Source organism: Streptomyces sp. NPDC102360 (assembly GCF_044766085.1).
GTDB lineage: Bacteria > Actinomycetota > Actinomycetes > Streptomycetales > Streptomycetaceae > Streptomyces.
Map to the genome: position 1 here is coordinate 483,878 of NZ_JBIWLG010000005.1, position 15,842 is coordinate 499,719.

A 15,842-nucleotide genomic window follows, 5' to 3' on the forward strand; every position below is an offset into this window, starting at 1 on the left:
GATCCAAACGACAGGCCCTAGCTCTGGACCGCGCTCACCTGCACCGAAAGGTCGTTGGCGCCCGTGTAGTAGGCCTCCGCGGTCAGTTCGCCGCGGCCCGCGACCGTCACTCGCGCCACCGGGTACGTGAAGATCGGCTTCTTGTCGGCGATGTCGTCGAGCAGCCGGGCGAGCCGCACCCGGGGGCCGTCGTCCCCCGCGGGCCGCAGCCACAGGTCCCAACGGCCCTCGCGCAGCTCGTCGTAGCCGATGCGGAGCGTGAACCGCGGTCCGTCCCAGTCCAGTTCGCCACGCAGTACGGGGCCGCGCACCGCGCGGGAGCGGATCTCGGCGTACGCCTTCGCCGTGAAGGCGGCGCCGTAGACCCGCCCGTGCACGGTCAGCTCGCCGTCGGCGATGAGCAGTTCACCGGACTCCGCGTGCGGCGCCCGCAGCCAGCTGCGCACGGTGAGGTTGCCGTTCTTGGTGACGTACGGGATGCGTACGGCGACATAGCCGCGCGAGCCGCTCGGCGCCCGGTCCACCAGGGAGCGCAGATCGTTGACCCCCGGCATGAGCCGCACCGGCTCGTCCCCCGCGACCTGCGCGTACGCGTCCCAGCGGCCCTCCTCGAGGGAGACGCTTATCGGCAGCGACGCGCGCAGCCGCCCCTCGCCCGTCGGCGTGAGCGGCAGCCGCACCGTGTGCCCCGAGGCCCGGTCGACGAGCACCAGGCTGGCCGGGTCGGGCGACCCGTGGTCGGTGACGTCGAAGGTGAGCCCGCCGGCGGAGTCGGCGATGCAGTCGGCTCGGGGCGGCATGCGGACGCTCCTGTCGCTGTCTTCGGGGCACGGCGGAGGCGGGGCCGTGGGGGCTGTCATGCGGGGTGTCCCTTCCGCTGCGGTCGTAGGGCGTCGCGCACCGCGTAGGCGCCGCCGAGGAGCGAGCCGCGGGCCCGGTGCAGCAGGCCGACGGAGCCGCCGCGCGCGGTGAGCGAGCCGAACAGGTCCTCGTAGCGCTCGGCGATCCGCGCGGGGTCGAAGCGCTCGGAACGGCTGAGGGCGCGGGCGCTCATCTCCTGGCGCAGCGCGTCGTTGTTGATGAGTTCGAGCAGGCCGCCGGAGATGGCCTCGACGCTGCCGACCTTGACGAGCCGGCCGTCGACGCCGTTCTCGATGATCTCGCCGGGGCCGTGCGGGCAGTCGGTGGCGACCACCGGCAGACCGCAGCGCATCGCCTCGACGATCGTCATGCCGAAGGACTCGAACCTCGACGTCACCGCGGCGAGGGAACCTTTCGCCCACTCCGGCTCTATGGGGTGGGCGGGCCCCATGAGGTACACGTGGTTGTAGAGGCCGAGCTCGTCGATGAGCGTGCGCAGCTTGTCCTTCTGCTTGCCGCCCCCGTAGATGCGCAGGCGCCAGTCGGGCCGCTCGGCGCGCACCTGGTCGAAGGCGCGCACCAGCAGGTCGTAGCGCTTCACGGGTGCGAGCCTGCCGGCCGCCACGACCCATTTGCCGCTGCCGTCGGCGGGCGCGATGCCGGGCTCCGGTACCGGGTTGGGCATCGCCTCTATGCGTACGCCGGGCAGCCGCAGCTGCTCGCGGTAGGCGTGGGCGTCGGCCTCCGTGGTCGTGGTCAGCGCGTCGAGGCGCGGATAGCTGCCGCGCAGTTCACGGCGGAGTTCAGTGGAGTGCGTGCCGAGGGTGAGGTGCTCCTGGCCGACGCGCAGCACTCCGCGCCTGGTGTCCCGGGCGAGGTGCACATTGAGCCCGGGCCGGGTGCCGACGACGACATCGGCGTCCAGGGAACCGAGGTGCTCGGCGATCCGCCGGTCGGTGAGCGCGCTGTACTGCTCGTAGCGCCCCTCGCTGCGCGGGAAGACCGTGGCGGAGCGCTGGAACTCCGGGTCGTCGCCCTCGTACCCGGCGGCGCCCTTGCGCAGGTCGACCAGGTGGCGCACCCGTACGCGCGGGTCAGGCGAGAACACCGGCTCGTCGCGGTGCCGGAAGACGGACACGACCTCCACGTCGTGGTGGTCGGCAAGCGCGCTGGCAAGGTTGTACGTGGTGCGGATCGTCCCTCCGATCCCGTACGCATTGTGAATCAGGAAAGAAATCTGCATGCGCCCTCGTATCTGTCTGAACAGTCCGCCTTCTCCGCCTACCGGGTAGTTAGACGGAGATGACCTGGCGAGGGTTGTTCCTCATCATCATGTTGTTCCTGAACGGATGCCTGATTGGTAGGCGTTTTCGGGAACCAACTCGCCACATCACGCATCAGTCGTCACTTCATGGCTGGTAGGAGAGCTGCGGGACATCAGAACAGGTGTGCGTCATGTCACCGTTCTGGGTGACCCAGCCTTCCGCGTCGGTCCAGCGCGCGACGGACAGGCACGTCTCTCGAGTTCTCGGCGGCTCCGCGAGCCTCTCGAACGTCACGGGAAGCAGCAGGCCATCGGCCGAGTACCGTGCGCGGCGCTCCATGAAACGGTCGACGCACGCGCGCGTGACCGCCCGGCAGGAGCGGGCGGCGTCCGTGAACCACATGGCGGCGGCCCAGCCCTCCAGTTGCCACTGCGAGTGCGTCTTCAGGTGCTTCGTGGCGGCGCGGAAGGCACGGACGGCGGGGTGCCCGGTGTCCTCGTAGTTGCGGCTCGCGCCGGTGGCCCACAGGGAGGCGCGGCAGTGCGGCGCGTCCTTGTAGGCGGACCGGACGGACGAGGTCCAGTTCTGTACGTTCGTGACCTTCGCGGTGACGCGGGCGCCGACCTGGTCCATGGCCTCGCAGAGCCGCGCGTTGCCGTGCGCGTCGACGGCGTCGAAGACGAGGTCGACCTTCGCGTCCTTCAGGTCGGCGGCCGCGGCCCGGAAGTTCGGCAGCGCGAAATCGAGCTGCTCGGTGATCACCTTGTAGCCCTCCGCCTTGAGGCCGCGCGTCACCAGACGGGCGTACGCGGCCGAGGCGGCCTGGTTGTAGGAGACGACGGCGGCGGTGCGGGCGCCGTGCTCGCGCTTGAAGTAGCGGTAGACCTCGGTGCCGCCGTACAGCTTCCCGTCCCAGCCCGGTTTCCCCTGACGCGGCGCGAGGCTGCCGTAGATCCCGTACAGATGCGGATACGTGTCGTAGGCCGCGCCGATCGGCTGGCCGCCGATGTCGGGCACGCGCGCGTGGGAGACGCGTTCCGCGCCCGCGTAGTCCAGCGATGTGGTGGCCACCAGGGCGACGACCTTCTGCTCGTCGACGAGCTTGTGCACGCAGGAGGTGTTGCCGACGCCGCTGCCGCCGTCGTCGCACAGATGCACCTCGACGCGGCGCCCCTGGATGCCGCCTTGGCGGTTCAGGTTCCGGAAGTACGCCTGTGCGCCGTCGCGGGTGTCGGTGAAGGTAGCGCCGCCGACGGGGCTGGTGGCGCTGGTGATGATGCCGACACGGAGGGGCGCGGTGGAGCGCGGCGCGGGCGCGGAGCGGTCCTCGAAGTCACTCTCCGGAAGCCGGGACCCGCAGGCCGCGACGGCCACCAGGACCAGACCCGTCAGGCTCCCGGCGAGTACCTCAGCAGCCCGGGCCCGGCGACGCATTGCCGCTCAACTGCACCAGCGCGCACAGGGTGTTCACGGACACCCTCCAGGTGCCGTCCTGCTCGACGGACGTCCCCTTGGCGTCGGGCAGCACGGTGGCGCCCTTGAGGGCGAGCGCGTACGTCACGTCCGCCTCGCTGCCCGAGGTGAAGGCGACCTTGGTGACGGTGGCCTCCACCTGACCGCCGCGCTTGTCGCCGCTGAAGCTCTTCAGGACGGGCCCCATCTTGGCGCCGTCCTCAAGGACAGCCTGCTTCTCCTTCGTCGACACCTTCGGGTCGAAGAACTTCTTCCAGTTGGCCTTGATCTCCTTCTCGGCGGCGGCCCGGTCCTCGGGCGCGCGGTCGCTCGGCCGCTGCGACGAGGGCTCCGCACTCGTCGGCTCCTTGCTCGTGGGCGCCTTCGAGCCCGGCGTCGGCGGGGCGCTGTCGTCACCGCCGCTGTCGTCGCCGCAGGCCGCCAGTGCGGGGCCGAGAACCAGGGACAGGGCGAGCGCGAGCGCCACTCCCGGTCGTGTGCGAGGTGTACGAGGTGTACGAGGTGTGCTCCCGAAAACCATCAGGCTCACCGCCGGGTGTCGGTCCGGGCGGGGCCGACAGGATCGAAGCAGTCGGCCAACTGTCCCCGGAGCTTTCCGAGTTGGACTCCAGAAGGCATAGTGCAAGCGATCGGCTGACAAGGCCAGACACACGCGCGCACCAGTGGGGGCCGGCGATGCGGACTGCCCGACTACGTTCTGTGCACCCCGCCCTGTGGGCGGGCCCCGCGGCGCTCGCGGTCGGAGCGGTGCTCTGCGTGGTCGGCTGGTACGGCATGTCGGGCGAACGCTTCGCCGAGCGCCAGCTCCCCTATCTGGCCTCCTGCACGGTGCCGGGCGCGGCCCTGATCATCGCGGGCGCGGTGCTCCTCACACACGGCAGGAGCACGCTCGCCGCGTCGCGCGTGGAGCGCCTCTACGAGCTGCCGGCCACGGCCGATCCGGCGCCCGGCACCCCGGATCCCGCACCCCCGCTCGCCTCCAGCGGCAGGCTTCTGATGGTGCCCGGCGGCACACTGTGGCACCGCGCCGACTGCCCGCTCGTCGAGGGCAAGCCGCAGGCCGTACCCGCGGACGCGGGCGCGATCACGGAGGCGGGCCTCGACCCGTGCCCCATCTGCGAACCGCCCACCGGGAGTTGAGGGGGCGGGGTGGTGTCGTCCCTCACGTACGACCTCACGCTCGCCGGTCTCTCGGTGGGAGCGGCGGCGGCACTCACCGGGATCGGCCTGATCGTCACCTACCGGGCGACGGGTGTCCTCAACTTCGCGCACGGCGCGATCGCGATGCTCTGCGCGTATCTGCTGCGGCAGCTGGTGGTCGTGTGGGACGTACCGCTGTGGGCGGCCGCGGCGCTGGTGCTCCTGGTGGTGGCGCCGGGGTTCGGACTCGCCCTGGAACGCTGGGTGTTCAGGCCCCTGACCCTGTCGGGCGGCGACGCCCCGGCGCGCACCCTGGTCGCCTCGATCGGCGTCTTCGTCCTCCTGGTCGGGGCGGCGGCGCTGCTGTGGGGCACGGGCGCGCAGGAGGACGCGCCGAGGCTGCTCCCCGGGGAGCCGTGGGGGCAGCTCGCGGTGGTCTGCGCGATCGGGGGCGCGGTGTGGGCGGTGACCCGCTGGACGCGGTTCGGCGGTGAGCTGCGGGCGGTCGTCGACAACCGGCGGTTGGCCGTGCTCGGCGGGATCGACGCGGACCGGGTCGCGGCGGCGGGCTGGGCGTTCGGCACGTTCACCGCGGGCCTGACGGGCGTACTCCTGGCCCCCTACGTACGCCTCGACCCGTACGGCCTGCCGTTGTTGGTGATGGAGGTCGTGGCGGTGGCGGTCGTGGCGGGGATGCGGCGGCTCGGGGTGGCGGTGGGGGCGGCGCTCGCGATCGGGGTCGCACAGAGCCAGTTGACGCGGCTGCATCCGCGCGGGTGGGCCGAGCCGCTCGTCCAGGCGGTGGGGGCGAATCTGTTCGTGGTGGCGCTGCTGGTCGCGGCGCTCGCGCTGCCGGGGGTGGGCGGGAAGGGGGCGCTGCCGACGGCGGTGACGCGTCCGGTGCGGGCCGCTCCGCGGGAGGCGTGGCTGGTGGTGGGGGTGCTGTTCCTGCTGCCGCTCGGGTTCGCGGGTTCGGACCTGCGGACGTCGATCCAGGTGCCGGCGCTGGCGTTGATCCTGCTGTCGTTGGTGGTGGTGACGGGGAGGGCGGGCCAACTCGCCCTCGGTCAGGGCGCATTCGCAGGCCTGGGTGCCCTGTTCGCGTCGCTACTCACCACGGGCAGCTTCCCTGGCCTCCCCCAACTCCCTGGACTGCCCGCCCTCTTCCTGGCCGTGGCGATGGTGGCACCCCTGGGGCTGCTGACCGCCGCGCCCGCGATCCGGCGGCACGGTCTCGCGCTGGCGTTGGCGACGTTCGCGGTGGGGGTCGGGGTGAGCCGGTTCGTGTTCGCGCAGCCGTACGCGGCGTCGGGCCTCACGCCGTCGCGGCCCGCGGGTTTCGCGGACGACCGGGTGTTCTACGTACTCGAACTAGCCCTGCTGGGCGGGGCGTTGGCGGTCGTGGCGGGTCTGCGGCGGGGGCGGACGGGCCGGGCGCTCGCGGCGGTCCGGGACCATGAGGCGGGGGCGTCGGCGGCGGGGGTCGGGGTGCCGGGCCTGAAGGTCGCGGTGTTCGTGGTGGGGGCGGGGCTCGCGGCGCTGGGGGGCGGGCTGCTGACGTTCGGCCTGGGCTCCTTCGACCCGTCGGCGTACGACCCGGTGCGGGGCCTGCTGTGGTTCGCGGCGGTGGTGGTCCTGGGCGCGGACAGCCCGTTCGGCGCGTTGGTGGGGGCGGGTCTGCTGGTGGGCCTGGACGCGGGGGCCCGGGGCGGAGTGGCGGCACTGGCGGTCGGCGCCCTCGCGGTCCTGCTGGTCCGCACCCTGGGCCATCCGCTCCGTCGCGCGGCACCGGGGGCCGCCTTGCCCACCCTGCCGCCCAAGGCGGCAGATTGCCCAAGTCGACGCGGCACACGAAGCCACGCATCTCAAGCCCCTGCGGCGCTTGAGCAGGCCTTTCAAACCCCGGCGGCAGGCAAGCCAAATCAAGCCCCTGCGGCGATTGAGCAGCGGGGTCCGGGGCGGAGCCCCGTGACGTCGGGACGGCCCACCGCAACAAGACGGCCCCCGGTACTCACCGCCACCCACCTCACCGTCACCTACGCCACCCGCCCCGTCCTCCAGGACATCAGCATTCGACTCCCCACCGGCAAGATAACCGCCGTCACAGGCCCCAACGGCGCCGGCAAGAGCACCCTCTTCCACTGCCTCGCCGGCACCGTCCGCCCCGACACGGGCCACGTCCACCTCGGACCGCACGACGTGACCCGCCTCCCGGCCCACGCACGCACGCGCCTCGGAATCGCCCGCACCTTCCAACAACTCGTCGTCTTCCCCTCGTTGACCGTGGCCGAGAACATTCGAATCGGCGCCGAGCAGGGCCACGTACGGGACCCGGCGGCCACGGAACGAATGACGCGGCTGTTCGGACTGCGGGCCGAGCAGGAAACGCCCGGCCTCCCCACAGGAACCTTGCGCCGCGTCGAACTGGCCCGCGCCCTGGCCGGCGCCCCGCACGTACTCCTGCTCGACGAACCGACCGCAGGCCTCGACCCCGCCGAGGTCACCGCCCTCGCACGCCTGCTGAAGGCACTCGCCGCCGACGGCACCGCCGTGCTCGTCGTCGAACACGATCTGGACCTCGTCGCCGAACTCGCGGACACCGTGCACGTGATGGCGGCGGGCCGCATCGTGAGCTCGGGCGCCCCAGCCTCCGTCCTCGACCGCACCCCTGAGCGCTCATGACGTCCGGACCCGGCAGCGGCGGTATCCAACTGCGCGACGCCCGCGTCCGCTACGGCCCCCTGGAAGCGCTCCACGGCGTCACCCTCGCCGCCCCCGCCCACGCGATCACGGTCCTGCTCGGGCCGAACGGATCCGGCCGCACCACCGCCCTGCGCGCCCTCGCCGGCACCGTACGGCTCACGGCCGGCTCCGTGGTGTGGGACGGAGCCGACGTCACCCGGCGCACCGCGCACGCCCGCGCCGCGGCAGGCCTGCGCTTCGTACCCGACCGACAGGCCGTCTTCGCCGACCTCACCGTCACCGAGAACCTCCGACTGGCCACGGGCACGGGCGACGTCACAGCGGCCCTCGACGCCTACCCCGAACTGCGCCCCCTCCTGGCCCGCCGCGCCGGCACCCTCTCCGGCGGTGAGCAGCGGATGCTCGCCGTCTCCCGCGCCCTGCTCGCCCCCGCCCGCGTCGTCCTCGTCGACGAGCCCACTCAGGGCATGGCCCCGCCGGTCGCCACCCGCACGTACGCCCTGCTGCGCGAACTCGACGCCTGCGTGGTCCTCGCCGAGCAGCGTCTGCCGTCCGGCCTGCGCGGGGTGCCCGGCGGGGCGCCCGTATTCGTGTACGAACTCGGGCGCGGCACGGTCGTGTTCCGGGGCGAGGCCGCCGAACTCCCGCCGACCACTCCGAACCCGCCGAACCCTCCGGCCCCTACGCCTTCCCCGGGTCGGGAATGACCAGCGTCATCCCCTCCTCGAGCCGGTCCGGGTGGTCCCCGATCACGTCACGGTTGGCCTTGTAGAGCGCCTGCGCGCCGCCCTCCACCTCGAAGCGCCGCGCGACGGACGCCAGCGTGTCGCCGCGCTGCACCACATGGACGCGGCCCTCAAGGCCGTACCGCTTGGAGCAGACCGGCCACGCCTCCCAGCCCTGGGTGCGCAACACCTCCTCCGCGACCTTGATCTGCTCGGCACGGGTCGCGAGGTCGGCGCGCGGCGCGTACTCGAGGCCGCCGTGCTCCTCCCAGGTGGACTGCTTGAACTGGAGGCCCCCGTAGAAGGAGTTGCCGGTGTTCTCGTCCCAGTCGTTGCCGCTCTCGCACTCCGCGAGGCAGGACCACGGCCACTCCGTCTTGGCGCAGTCGGACGGCTCGGCGGCATCCGCCCTTGCGGCGAGAGCCGGAAGCGCGGCCAGTGCGAGCAGCACGCCCAGCAGGGCCGCCGCCCACCGCCGCGGGCCGTGCGCCTTCGGGAACGTAGCGATCAGATCCATGGCGCGGACGCTAAGCAGCCGGCGCACGGCCGCCCGTCGTGCCGCGCCGCGCCCGCCGCGCGGCCCCACCCGGTCGGCGGACCGGGTGGGGCCGCGTGGCGCACACGCGATCAGCGCAGCCGCAGCCGCTGTCCCGGCATGATCAGGTCGGGGTCACCGCCGATCACCGCCCGGTTCGTGGCGTACAGGCGCTGCCAGGTGGCGCCGTGGGCCGCGGCGATGCGACCCAGGGTGTCGCCACCGCGGACGACGTAGCCGCCACTCCGGGCGGCGCCGCGGTTGGTGTGGCCTGAACCGCGCTGCTGTGGCGCGGCCTTGGGAGCCGGCTTCGGTGCGGCCTTGGGAGCCGCCTTGGGGGCCGACTGCACGCCGGGCGCGCTGCCGTACGCCCCGGCCCGTGCCGCACATGTGGGCCAGGCGCCCCAGCCCTGCGCGCGCTGCACCTTGGTCGCGACGGCGATCTGCTGGGACCTGGAGGCCCGGTCGGCGGTCGCCGCGTAGGCCCCGCCGCCGTACGCGCGCCAGGTGCCGGCCGAGAACTGGAGCCCTCCGTAGTAGCCGTTCCCGGTGTTGATCTGCCAGTTGCCGCCGCTCTCGCAGCGTGCGATGCGGTCCCAGACGCCACCGCCCGCCGCTGGGGCGGGCCCTGCGAGGGCGAGGAGACCGAGTGGGGCGGCGAGTGCCACCCCGGCGAGGACCGCTGTCGTGCGTGCCGTTGTCGTGCGAGCCGTACGAATCGGCGCGGACATGAGAATCCCTCTCGTGGACTGCTCGTTGCGGACGGCGGTGGAATCTATGCAGCCCACGACGGCCACGGCAACCAACGGCTTGTCCCGCCAGGCCAGTTCGCCGTTACCCGGGGTACCGGCGATTTCAAGCCAGCCGATACATACGACGATTTCAGTATTTGTCGACCTGTCGCCCTGGTGATCTGTGACCCACCTCACCGGTCCAACTTCCTTGGAAATCCCACAAGTTGGCGGGGAGTGACGGATTCCGGGCGGTCGTTCACGGTGTGCGCCGGATGAGACGATTCCGTTCCGATCCAGGCGTGACCGAGGACACAGATCGTCCGTTGTCCTTCATAAGCACTCGCCTGACCGTGACCGATCATCCCGATCGGCCCAACAGATCCCTGAGGAGTCCCCGTGCCTCGCTTGCTCGACGTCAGCAACGACGTACGCGCCGAGATCGGCGACGAAGAAGCCGACCGGCTGATGGCCGGTGACAACGCCCCCGGCAGCTACGACTGCACCTCCTGCCGCACCCCGGGCGACTCGCAGCAGCAGCCGACCAGCACCGTCCTGTTCGTCGGCGACGAGACCGCCGTGCTCGCCTTCGCCCATGCCACCTGCCTGCCCTCGCAGGTCGTCCAGGTCGCCGAGGACCAGCTGCAGGGCGCCGTGCAGTCCGTCGGCGGACAGGACGCCGCCGCGCAGCCGGACGGCAGCCCGGCCGCGCCCTCGCAGGCCGTGCTCGGCGTGACCAGCGGCCTCGTACTGATCGGCGACACGACGCACCCCGCCCTCGTCGTCGAGCCGACGGGCCCCATCGCCCGCCCCGGCACGACCACGGACGGGGACGACTTCCTGCCGCTCCTGATCGAGCAGGGCTTCATGCCTGCCACCACGCTGGACGGGGTCCCCTCGGTCCTCGGCGGCTGGTCGGTGCTGCTCGCCATGGGCCAGCTGCACGCGATCCTGCAGCCCGGCACCGGAGGCTCCGCCGCCCAGGTCGCCTGGTGGCAGGCGCACCAGCCGCTCCTGGTCACGGAACCCTGGCGGACCGCGGCGAACAAGACGCAGACGGTGCTTCTCTTCGCCGCCTCCGCCGGTTCGATCGGCCACCAGCCGCGCGAGGACCTGCTCCGCCAGGCCCTCGACAAGGCAGCGGCGAACGGACGGCTCGTGGCCGCCGCCATGCCGCTCGCCGGCACCTGAGCCACCCGGGCCACACCCCGTGGGCCCCCACGAATGCGCCGGTCACACCGCTGACAGCCCGCAACAGCGCAGGCCAAGGGCGCATCCGTCGGGGGCCCGGTTCGTTGGCACATACGTGCACCCATACGACCCGACCTCATCCCCCGCGCCCGGTTCCACCCCTTCGTCCCGACGGCACCAGCCGTATCAGAACCCGATCCCGTCGATGCGCCCCGCGGAGGACCAGCCGGGCGGCCACACCGGGGGTGGCCACGCGGGGGGCGGCCCCTCGGTGACCCCCATCTACGACGCCCTGTTCGCGGAGTGGCGCCGGTCCTTCCGTACGCTGCCCGGCGACCGCAGCGGCGAGGACGACCTGGGGTTCAGGGGCTTCGACCCACTGCACGGCCCGCGCCCGCACCATCCGCCGCGCTGGCAGCCGCACCCGCAGCAGCACACCACGGGACGGCACTTCCCGGCGCTGCCGCCGGGGCCGCGCCGGGAGTACTGACCTCCCCGCGCCCGCACAGCGAAACGCCGCCGAGTGGATGTCCCCACCGGCGGCGTTCGTCCGAACAGCGTTACCGCTACTTCTTCCTGCCGCGCTTCTCACGCACGCGTACGGAGATATGGATCGGCGTGCCCTCGAAGCCGAACTCCTCACGCAGGCGGCGCTCCACGAAGCGGCGGTAGCCGTGCTCGATGAAGCCGGAGGCGAAGAGCACGAACCGGGGCGGCTTGGAGGCGGCCTGCGTGCCGAACAGGATGCGGGGCTGCTTGCCGCCGCGGACCGGGTGCGGGTGGGAGGCGACGAGCTCACCGAGGAAGGCGTTGAGCCGGCCCGTCGGGATGCGCGTCTCCCAGCCCTCCAGGGCCGTCTCGATCGCGGGGACCAGCTTCTCCATGTGGCGGCCCGTATGCGCCGACACGTTCACCCGGGGCGCCCAGGCGACCTGGCCGAGCTCGGTCTCGATCTCGCGCTCCAGGTAGTAGCGACGCTCCTCGTCGAGGGTGTCCCACTTGTTGAACGCGAGGACGATCGCGCGGCCCGCCTCGACCGCCATCGTCACGATCCGCTGGTCCTGGATGGAGATCGACTCGGAGGCGTCGATCAGGATGACCGCGACCTCCGCCTTCTCCACGGCGGCGGCGGTGCGCAGCGAGGCGTAGTAGTCGGCGCCCTGCTGGAGGTGGACGCGCTTGCGGATGCCCGCCGTGTCGATGAACTTCCAGGTGACGCCGCCGAGTTCGATCAGCTCGTCGACCGGGTCGCGGGTGGTGCCCGCCAGCTCGTTGACGACGACGCGGTCCTCGTCGGCCACCTTGTTCAGGAGCGAGGACTTGCCGACGTTCGGGCGGCCGATCAGGGCGATCCGGCGCGGTCCGCCGAGCCCCGCACCGCCGAAGGTCTGCATCGGGGCCTCGGGGAGCGCCTCGATGACGGCGTCGAGCATGTCGCCGGTGCCGCGGCCGTGCAGCGAGGAGACCGGGTGCGGCTCGCCGATGCCGAGGGACCACAGGTACGAGGCGTCCGCCTCGCCGCTCGGGCCGTCGACCTTGTTGGCACAGAGCACGACGGGCTTGTTGGCCTTGCGCAGCAGGCGCACGACGGCCTCGTCGGTGTCGGTGACACCGACCTTGGCGTCGACGACGAAGACGACGGCGTCGGCGGCCTCGATCGCGTACTCGGCCTGCGCGGCCACGGACGCGTCGATGCCCAGGACGTCCTGCTCCCAGCCGCCGGTGTCGACGAGCTTGAAACGGCGGCCCGCCCACTCGGCCTCATAGGTGACGCGGTCCCGCGTGACGCCCGGCTTGTCCTCGACGACGGCCTCGCGGCGCCCGATGATGCGGTTCACCAGGGTCGACTTGCCGACATTCGGGCGGCCGACAACGGCGAGGACGGGCAGCGGACCGTGGCCCGCCGCGTCGAGCGCGCCGTCGACGTCCTCGAGGTCGAAGCCCTCCTCCGCGGCGAGCTCCATGAACTCCGCGTACTCAGCGTCGCCGAGCTCCCCGTGCTCGTGCTCCGGGGATCCCTCGGGCTGGATCTGGTCGTTCATGAAGTCCGTACCTCGTCGTTCATTCGTGGTGATCGGTGCGCCCGTCTCGTACAGAAAGCAGGTGCACTACTGAAAGTCTCTCTCAGCGCCCGGTCAGGCGCCTGGCGTTCTCCAGGTGGCTGCTGAGCCGCTCCTGGATGCGCACGGTGGCCTCGTCGAGGGCCTTGCGCGTACGCCGTCCGCTGCCGTCGCCCGCTTCGAAGGGGTCGCCGAAGACGACGTCGACCCGGCTCCTGAGCGGGGGCAGCCTCTTTATCAACCGTCCGGACCGCTCCGTGCTTCCCAGGACGGCGACCGGGACGATCGGCGCCCCGCTGCGCACCGCGAAGTACGCGAGTCCGGCCCGCAGCGACGCGAAGTCGCCCTCGCCCCGCGTGCCCTCGGGGAAGATACCGAGGACGCCGCCGTCCTTGAGCACGTCGAGCGCGCGGGTGATGGCCGTACGGTCGGCGGAGGTCCGGTCGACCTTCACCTGGCCGATCCCCTCCAGGAACGGGCCGAGCGGTCCGACGAACGCCTCCTGCTTGATCAGGAAGTGCGTCGGGCGCGGGGCGACGCCCATGACCATGGGGCCGTCGATGTTGTGGGAGTGGTTCACCGCGAGGACCACCGGACCGGCCGCCGGGACCCGCCAGGATCCCAGGACCCGCGGCTTCCACAGCCCGTACATGAGGCCGACGCCGATGCGCCGGCCTACTTCGGCGCCTCGCTCGGAGGGCGCTTGGGTCACTTGGAAGCTCGCTTCTCCTCGACCAGGGTGACCACGCACTCGATGACCTGCTGCAGCGTGAGGTCGCTCGTGTCGACCTCGACGGCGTCGCCGGCCTTGGCCAGCGGCGACGTCTTGCGGCTCGAGTCGGCCTTGTCGCGGGCGACGAGAGCCTCCTGCGTGGCCTTCACGTCGGAGCCCTTGAGCTCACCGGAGCGGCGGGCGGCGCGGGCCTCGGGCGAGGCGGTGAGGAAGATCTTCAGGTCGGCGTCGGGCAGCACGGTCGTCCCGATGTCACGGCCCTCGACGACGATGCCCTTCTCGGCGCCGAGCGCGATGGTGCGCTGCAGCTCGGTGATCCTGGCGCGCACCTCGGGGACGGCGCTGACGGCGCTGACCTTGGAGGTGACCTCGCCGGTGCGGATCGCGGCGGCGACGTCCGTGCCGTCCACCGTGATGGTGGGGGCGGCCGGGTCGGTGCCGGAGACGATGTCGGCCTTGCCGGCGACGGCGGCGATCGCGGACGGGTCGTCGAGCTCGATGCCGTTGTTCACCATCCACCAGGTGATCGCCCGGTACTGGGCGCCGGTGTCCAGGTAGCTCAGGCCGAGCTGGGCGGCGACGGCCTTGGAGGTGCTCGACTTGCCCGTGCCGGAGGGTCCGTCGATGGCGACGATCACTGCTGCGGCGGCGGTCGCGGCGGTTTCCATAGGTGACGGACACCTTTCTCAGTGCACGGGGGCATGGGTGCGGGGCGCGGAAGCGCCCCGCACAAGGTTACTGGCTCCGGAAGACCCCTTCTTACGTGCCTCCACCGGCGCCCCTGCCGACACTGCTACTGACGCATCGCCCAGCCGCGCTCGCGCAGCGCGGCGCCCAGCTTCGGCGCCTGCGCCGGCTGCACCATGAGCTGGACGAAACCGGCCTGCTGCCCGGTCGCGTGCTCGATCCGCACGTCCTCGATGTTGACGCCGGCGGCGCCCGCGTCGGAGAAGATCCGGGCCAGCTCGCCCGGCTGGTCGGAGATGAGGACGGCCACGATCTCGTACGCCGCCGGGGCCGCGCCGTGCTTGCCGGGGACCCGGGACCGGCCGACGTTGCCGCGCCGCAGCATCGTCTCGACGCCGTCCACGCCCTCGCGGCGCTTGGCGTCGTCGGAGGACTGAAGGTGGCGCAGGGCCTGCACCGTCTCCTCCAGATCGCCCGCCACTGCGGAGAGCAGATCGGCGACGGGGCCCGGGTTCGCGGAGAGGATGTCGATCCACATCCGCGGGTCCGAGGCCGCGATCCGCGTCACGTCGCGGATGCCCTGCCCGCACAGCCGTACGGCGGCCTCCTCGGCGTTCTCCAGGCGGGCCGCGACCATGCTGGAGACCAGGTGCGGCATGTGCGAGACGAGCGCGACGGCCCGGTCGTGGGCGTCGGCGTCCATGACGACCGGAACGGCGCGGCACAGGGCGACCAGTTCCAGGGCGAGGTTCAGGACCTCGGTGTCCGTGTCGCGGGTCGGGGTCAGGACCCACGGCCGTCCCTCGAAGAGGTCGGCGTCGGCCGCGAGCGGGCCGCTGCGCTCACGGCCCGACATCGGGTGCGTACCGATGTACGGGGCGAGGTCGAGGCCCAGCTCCTCCAGTTCGCGGCGCGGGCCGCCCTTGACGCTGGCGACGTCGATGTAGGCACGGGCGAGGCCGCGACGCATCGCGTCGGCGAGCGATGCGGCGACGTGCGCGGGCGGCACGGCGACGATGCACAGGTCGACGGGCCCCTCGGGCGCCTCGTCGGTGCCGGCGCCGAGCGCGGCGGCGGTGCGGGCCTGCCCGGGGTCGTGGTCGGCGAGGTGCACGGTGACGCCGCGCGAGGCGAGGGCCAGGGCGGCGGAGGTGCCGATCAGGCCGGTGCCGATGACGAGTGCGGTTCTCACTGGGCGATGTCCTTGCGGAGGGTGGCCGCCGCGCCGAGGTAGACGTGCGCGACCTCGGCCTTGGGCCGCTCGGTCTCGATGTGCGCGAGGATCCGGACGACGCGCGGCAGGGCGCCTGCGATGTCGAGTTCCTGCGCGCAGATCAGGGGCACGTCGACGATGCCGAGCTTGCGGGCGGCGGCCGCCGGGAAGTCGGAGTGCAGATCGGGGGTGGCCGTGAACCAGATGGAGATCAGGTCGTCGGCGGTCAGCTCGTTCCGCTCAAGGACGGCGGTGAGCAGCTCACTCACCTGCTCGTCCATGTGTCCGGCCTCGTCCCGTTCGAGTTGGACGGCGCCCCTGACCGCTCGTACCGCCACGTCACTGCCCCTTTGCTGGTCTTCCACGTACACGCGATTTGCTAGGAGCCCAGCGTAATCAAGGTGGGAGACGCGGGTGTGGGGGGCCCCGGGGGCCCGCCGGGCCCCCCCCCCCCCCCCCCCCCGGGGGGGGGGGGCGGGGGGGGGGGGGGGGGCCGCCGGGCCCCCGCCCGGGGGCCAGGGGCCC

General features: G+C 72.5%; 16 protein-coding genes. 5 read left to right on the plus strand and 11 right to left on the minus strand.

Annotated features, from left to right (window positions below):
• Positions 1-17: 17 nt before the first annotated feature.
• From ACIRHA_RS23085 to ACIRHA_RS23100, 4 genes are all read right to left on the minus strand, one after another.
• Positions 18-800, minus strand: coding sequence for a hypothetical protein (locus ACIRHA_RS23085; RefSeq protein ID WP_403848763.1), 783 nt, complete (start codon positions 798-800; stop codon positions 18-20).
• Positions 801-856: 56 nt separating this feature from the next.
• A complete protein-coding gene (locus ACIRHA_RS23090; RefSeq protein WP_403848765.1) occupies positions 857-2,104 on the minus strand; it encodes a glycosyltransferase family 4 protein in 1,248 nt (415 codons plus the stop codon).
• A gap of 166 nt (positions 2,105-2,270) precedes the next feature.
• Positions 2,271-3,560: an ABC transporter substrate-binding protein gene (locus ACIRHA_RS23095; RefSeq protein ID WP_403848768.1), complete on the minus strand. Its 1,290-nt coding sequence runs from the start codon at positions 3,558-3,560 to the stop codon at positions 2,271-2,273.
• A complete protein-coding gene (locus tag ACIRHA_RS23100; protein ID WP_403848770.1) occupies positions 3,535-4,119 on the minus strand; it encodes a hypothetical protein in 585 nt (194 codons plus the stop codon). The genes ACIRHA_RS23095 and ACIRHA_RS23100 overlap by 26 nt, the downstream gene beginning before the upstream one ends.
• A 155-nt stretch (positions 4,120-4,274) precedes the next feature.
• On the opposite strand from ACIRHA_RS23100, the gene ACIRHA_RS23105 reads away from it, so the two are divergent.
• Genes ACIRHA_RS23105 through ACIRHA_RS23115 form a run of 3 tightly spaced genes read left to right on the plus strand, consistent with a single transcriptional unit; the run spans position 4,275 to position 8,149 of the window.
• Positions 4,275-4,739 (plus strand): hypothetical protein, encoded by a 465-nt coding sequence (locus tag ACIRHA_RS23105; RefSeq protein WP_403848773.1) that lies wholly within the window; start codon positions 4,275-4,277, stop codon positions 4,737-4,739.
• A 12-nt stretch (positions 4,740-4,751) separates the two neighbouring features.
• Entirely contained in the window at positions 4,752-7,421 is a 2,670-nt protein-coding gene (locus tag ACIRHA_RS23110; protein ID WP_403848776.1) for an ATP-binding cassette domain-containing protein, read from the plus strand.
• Positions 7,418-8,149, plus strand: a complete 732-nt coding sequence (locus ACIRHA_RS23115) for an ATP-binding cassette domain-containing protein (protein ID WP_403848779.1) — start codon at positions 7,418-7,420, stop codon at positions 8,147-8,149. Before ACIRHA_RS23110 ends, ACIRHA_RS23115 begins: the two co-directional genes overlap by 4 nt.
• Here ACIRHA_RS23115 and ACIRHA_RS23120 read toward each other — a convergent pair.
• Together ACIRHA_RS23120 and ACIRHA_RS23125 are read right to left on the minus strand one after the other, a co-directional pair.
• Entirely contained in the window at positions 8,124-8,684 is a 561-nt protein-coding gene (locus ACIRHA_RS23120; protein ID WP_403848782.1) for a transglycosylase family protein, read from the minus strand. The two genes, ACIRHA_RS23115 and ACIRHA_RS23120, sit on opposite strands and share 26 nt — an antisense overlap.
• 110 nt (positions 8,685-8,794) lie before the next feature.
• On the minus strand, positions 8,795-9,433 hold the full coding sequence (locus ACIRHA_RS23125; protein WP_403848784.1) for a transglycosylase family protein: 639 nt from the start codon (positions 9,431-9,433) through the stop codon (positions 8,795-8,797).
• A gap of 399 nt (positions 9,434-9,832) precedes the next feature.
• Between ACIRHA_RS23125 and ACIRHA_RS23130 the strand changes: the two genes are divergently transcribed.
• Together ACIRHA_RS23130 and ACIRHA_RS23135 are read left to right on the plus strand one after the other, a co-directional pair.
• Entirely contained in the window at positions 9,833-10,624 is a 792-nt protein-coding gene (locus ACIRHA_RS23130) for a hypothetical protein (RefSeq protein WP_403848787.1), read from the plus strand.
• 205 nt (positions 10,625-10,829) lie between these two features.
• Positions 10,830-11,114 carry a hypothetical protein gene (locus ACIRHA_RS23135; RefSeq protein ID WP_403848790.1) on the plus strand — a complete coding sequence of 95 codons (285 nt, stop codon included), beginning with the start codon at positions 10,830-10,832 and terminating at the stop codon, positions 11,112-11,114.
• 76 nt (positions 11,115-11,190) lie between these two features.
• Here the strand turns inward: ACIRHA_RS23135 and der are convergent, their stop codons facing one another.
• From der to aroH, 5 genes are all read right to left on the minus strand, one after another.
• A complete protein-coding gene (gene der / locus ACIRHA_RS23140) occupies positions 11,191-12,666 on the minus strand; it encodes a ribosome biogenesis GTPase Der (RefSeq protein WP_403848793.1) in 1,476 nt (491 codons plus the stop codon).
• A gap of 82 nt (positions 12,667-12,748) precedes the next feature.
• Entirely contained in the window at positions 12,749-13,396 is a 648-nt protein-coding gene (locus ACIRHA_RS23145) for a lysophospholipid acyltransferase family protein (RefSeq protein ID WP_403848796.1), read from the minus strand.
• Entirely contained in the window at positions 13,393-14,085 is a 693-nt protein-coding gene (cmk, locus tag ACIRHA_RS23150) for a (d)CMP kinase (RefSeq protein ID WP_403848799.1), read from the minus strand. The genes ACIRHA_RS23145 and cmk overlap by 4 nt, the downstream gene beginning before the upstream one ends.
• A 125-nt stretch (positions 14,086-14,210) precedes the next feature.
• Complete coding sequence (locus ACIRHA_RS23155; protein WP_403848802.1) at positions 14,211-15,296, minus strand: prephenate dehydrogenase; 1,086 nt, start codon at positions 15,294-15,296, stop codon at positions 14,211-14,213.
• The gene (aroH, locus tag ACIRHA_RS23160; protein ID WP_351342251.1) at positions 15,293-15,655 is read right to left on the minus strand and encodes a chorismate mutase; all 363 of its coding nucleotides are present in this window, start codon (positions 15,653-15,655) and stop codon (positions 15,293-15,295) included. The genes ACIRHA_RS23155 and aroH overlap by 4 nt, the downstream gene beginning before the upstream one ends.
• Between the last annotated feature and the right edge of the window lie 187 nt (positions 15,656-15,842).

Bases quoted from the DNA above. Each gene is read 5' to 3' on its own strand.
- ACIRHA_RS23095 (WP_403848768.1), bottom strand. From the start codon at position 3,560: ATGCGTCGCCGGGCCCGGGCTGCTGAGGTACTCGCCGGGAGCCTGACG.
- ACIRHA_RS23105 (WP_403848773.1), top strand. From the start codon at position 4,275: ATGCGGACTGCCCGACTACGTTCTGTGCACCCCGCCCTGTGGGCGGGC.
- ACIRHA_RS23115 (WP_403848779.1), top strand. From the start codon at position 7,418: ATGACGTCCGGACCCGGCAGCGGCGGTATCCAACTGCGCGACGCCCGC.
- ACIRHA_RS23100 (WP_403848770.1), bottom strand. From the start codon at position 4,119: ATGGTTTTCGGGAGCACACCTCGTACACCTCGTACACCTCGCACACGA.
- ACIRHA_RS23090 (WP_403848765.1), bottom strand. From the start codon at position 2,104: ATGCAGATTTCTTTCCTGATTCACAATGCGTACGGGATCGGAGGGACG.
- der (WP_403848793.1), bottom strand. From the start codon at position 12,666: ATGAACGACCAGATCCAGCCCGAGGGATCCCCGGAGCACGAGCACGGG.
- ACIRHA_RS23085 (WP_403848763.1), bottom strand. From the start codon at position 800: ATGCCGCCCCGAGCCGACTGCATCGCCGACTCCGCCGGCGGGCTCACC.
- cmk (WP_403848799.1), bottom strand. From the start codon at position 14,085: ATGGAAACCGCCGCGACCGCCGCCGCAGCAGTGATCGTCGCCATCGAC.
- ACIRHA_RS23125 (WP_403848784.1), bottom strand. From the start codon at position 9,433: ATGTCCGCGCCGATTCGTACGGCTCGCACGACAACGGCACGCACGACA.
- ACIRHA_RS23120 (WP_403848782.1), bottom strand. From the start codon at position 8,684: ATGGATCTGATCGCTACGTTCCCGAAGGCGCACGGCCCGCGGCGGTGG.
- ACIRHA_RS23135 (WP_403848790.1), top strand. From the start codon at position 10,830: ATGCGCCCCGCGGAGGACCAGCCGGGCGGCCACACCGGGGGTGGCCAC.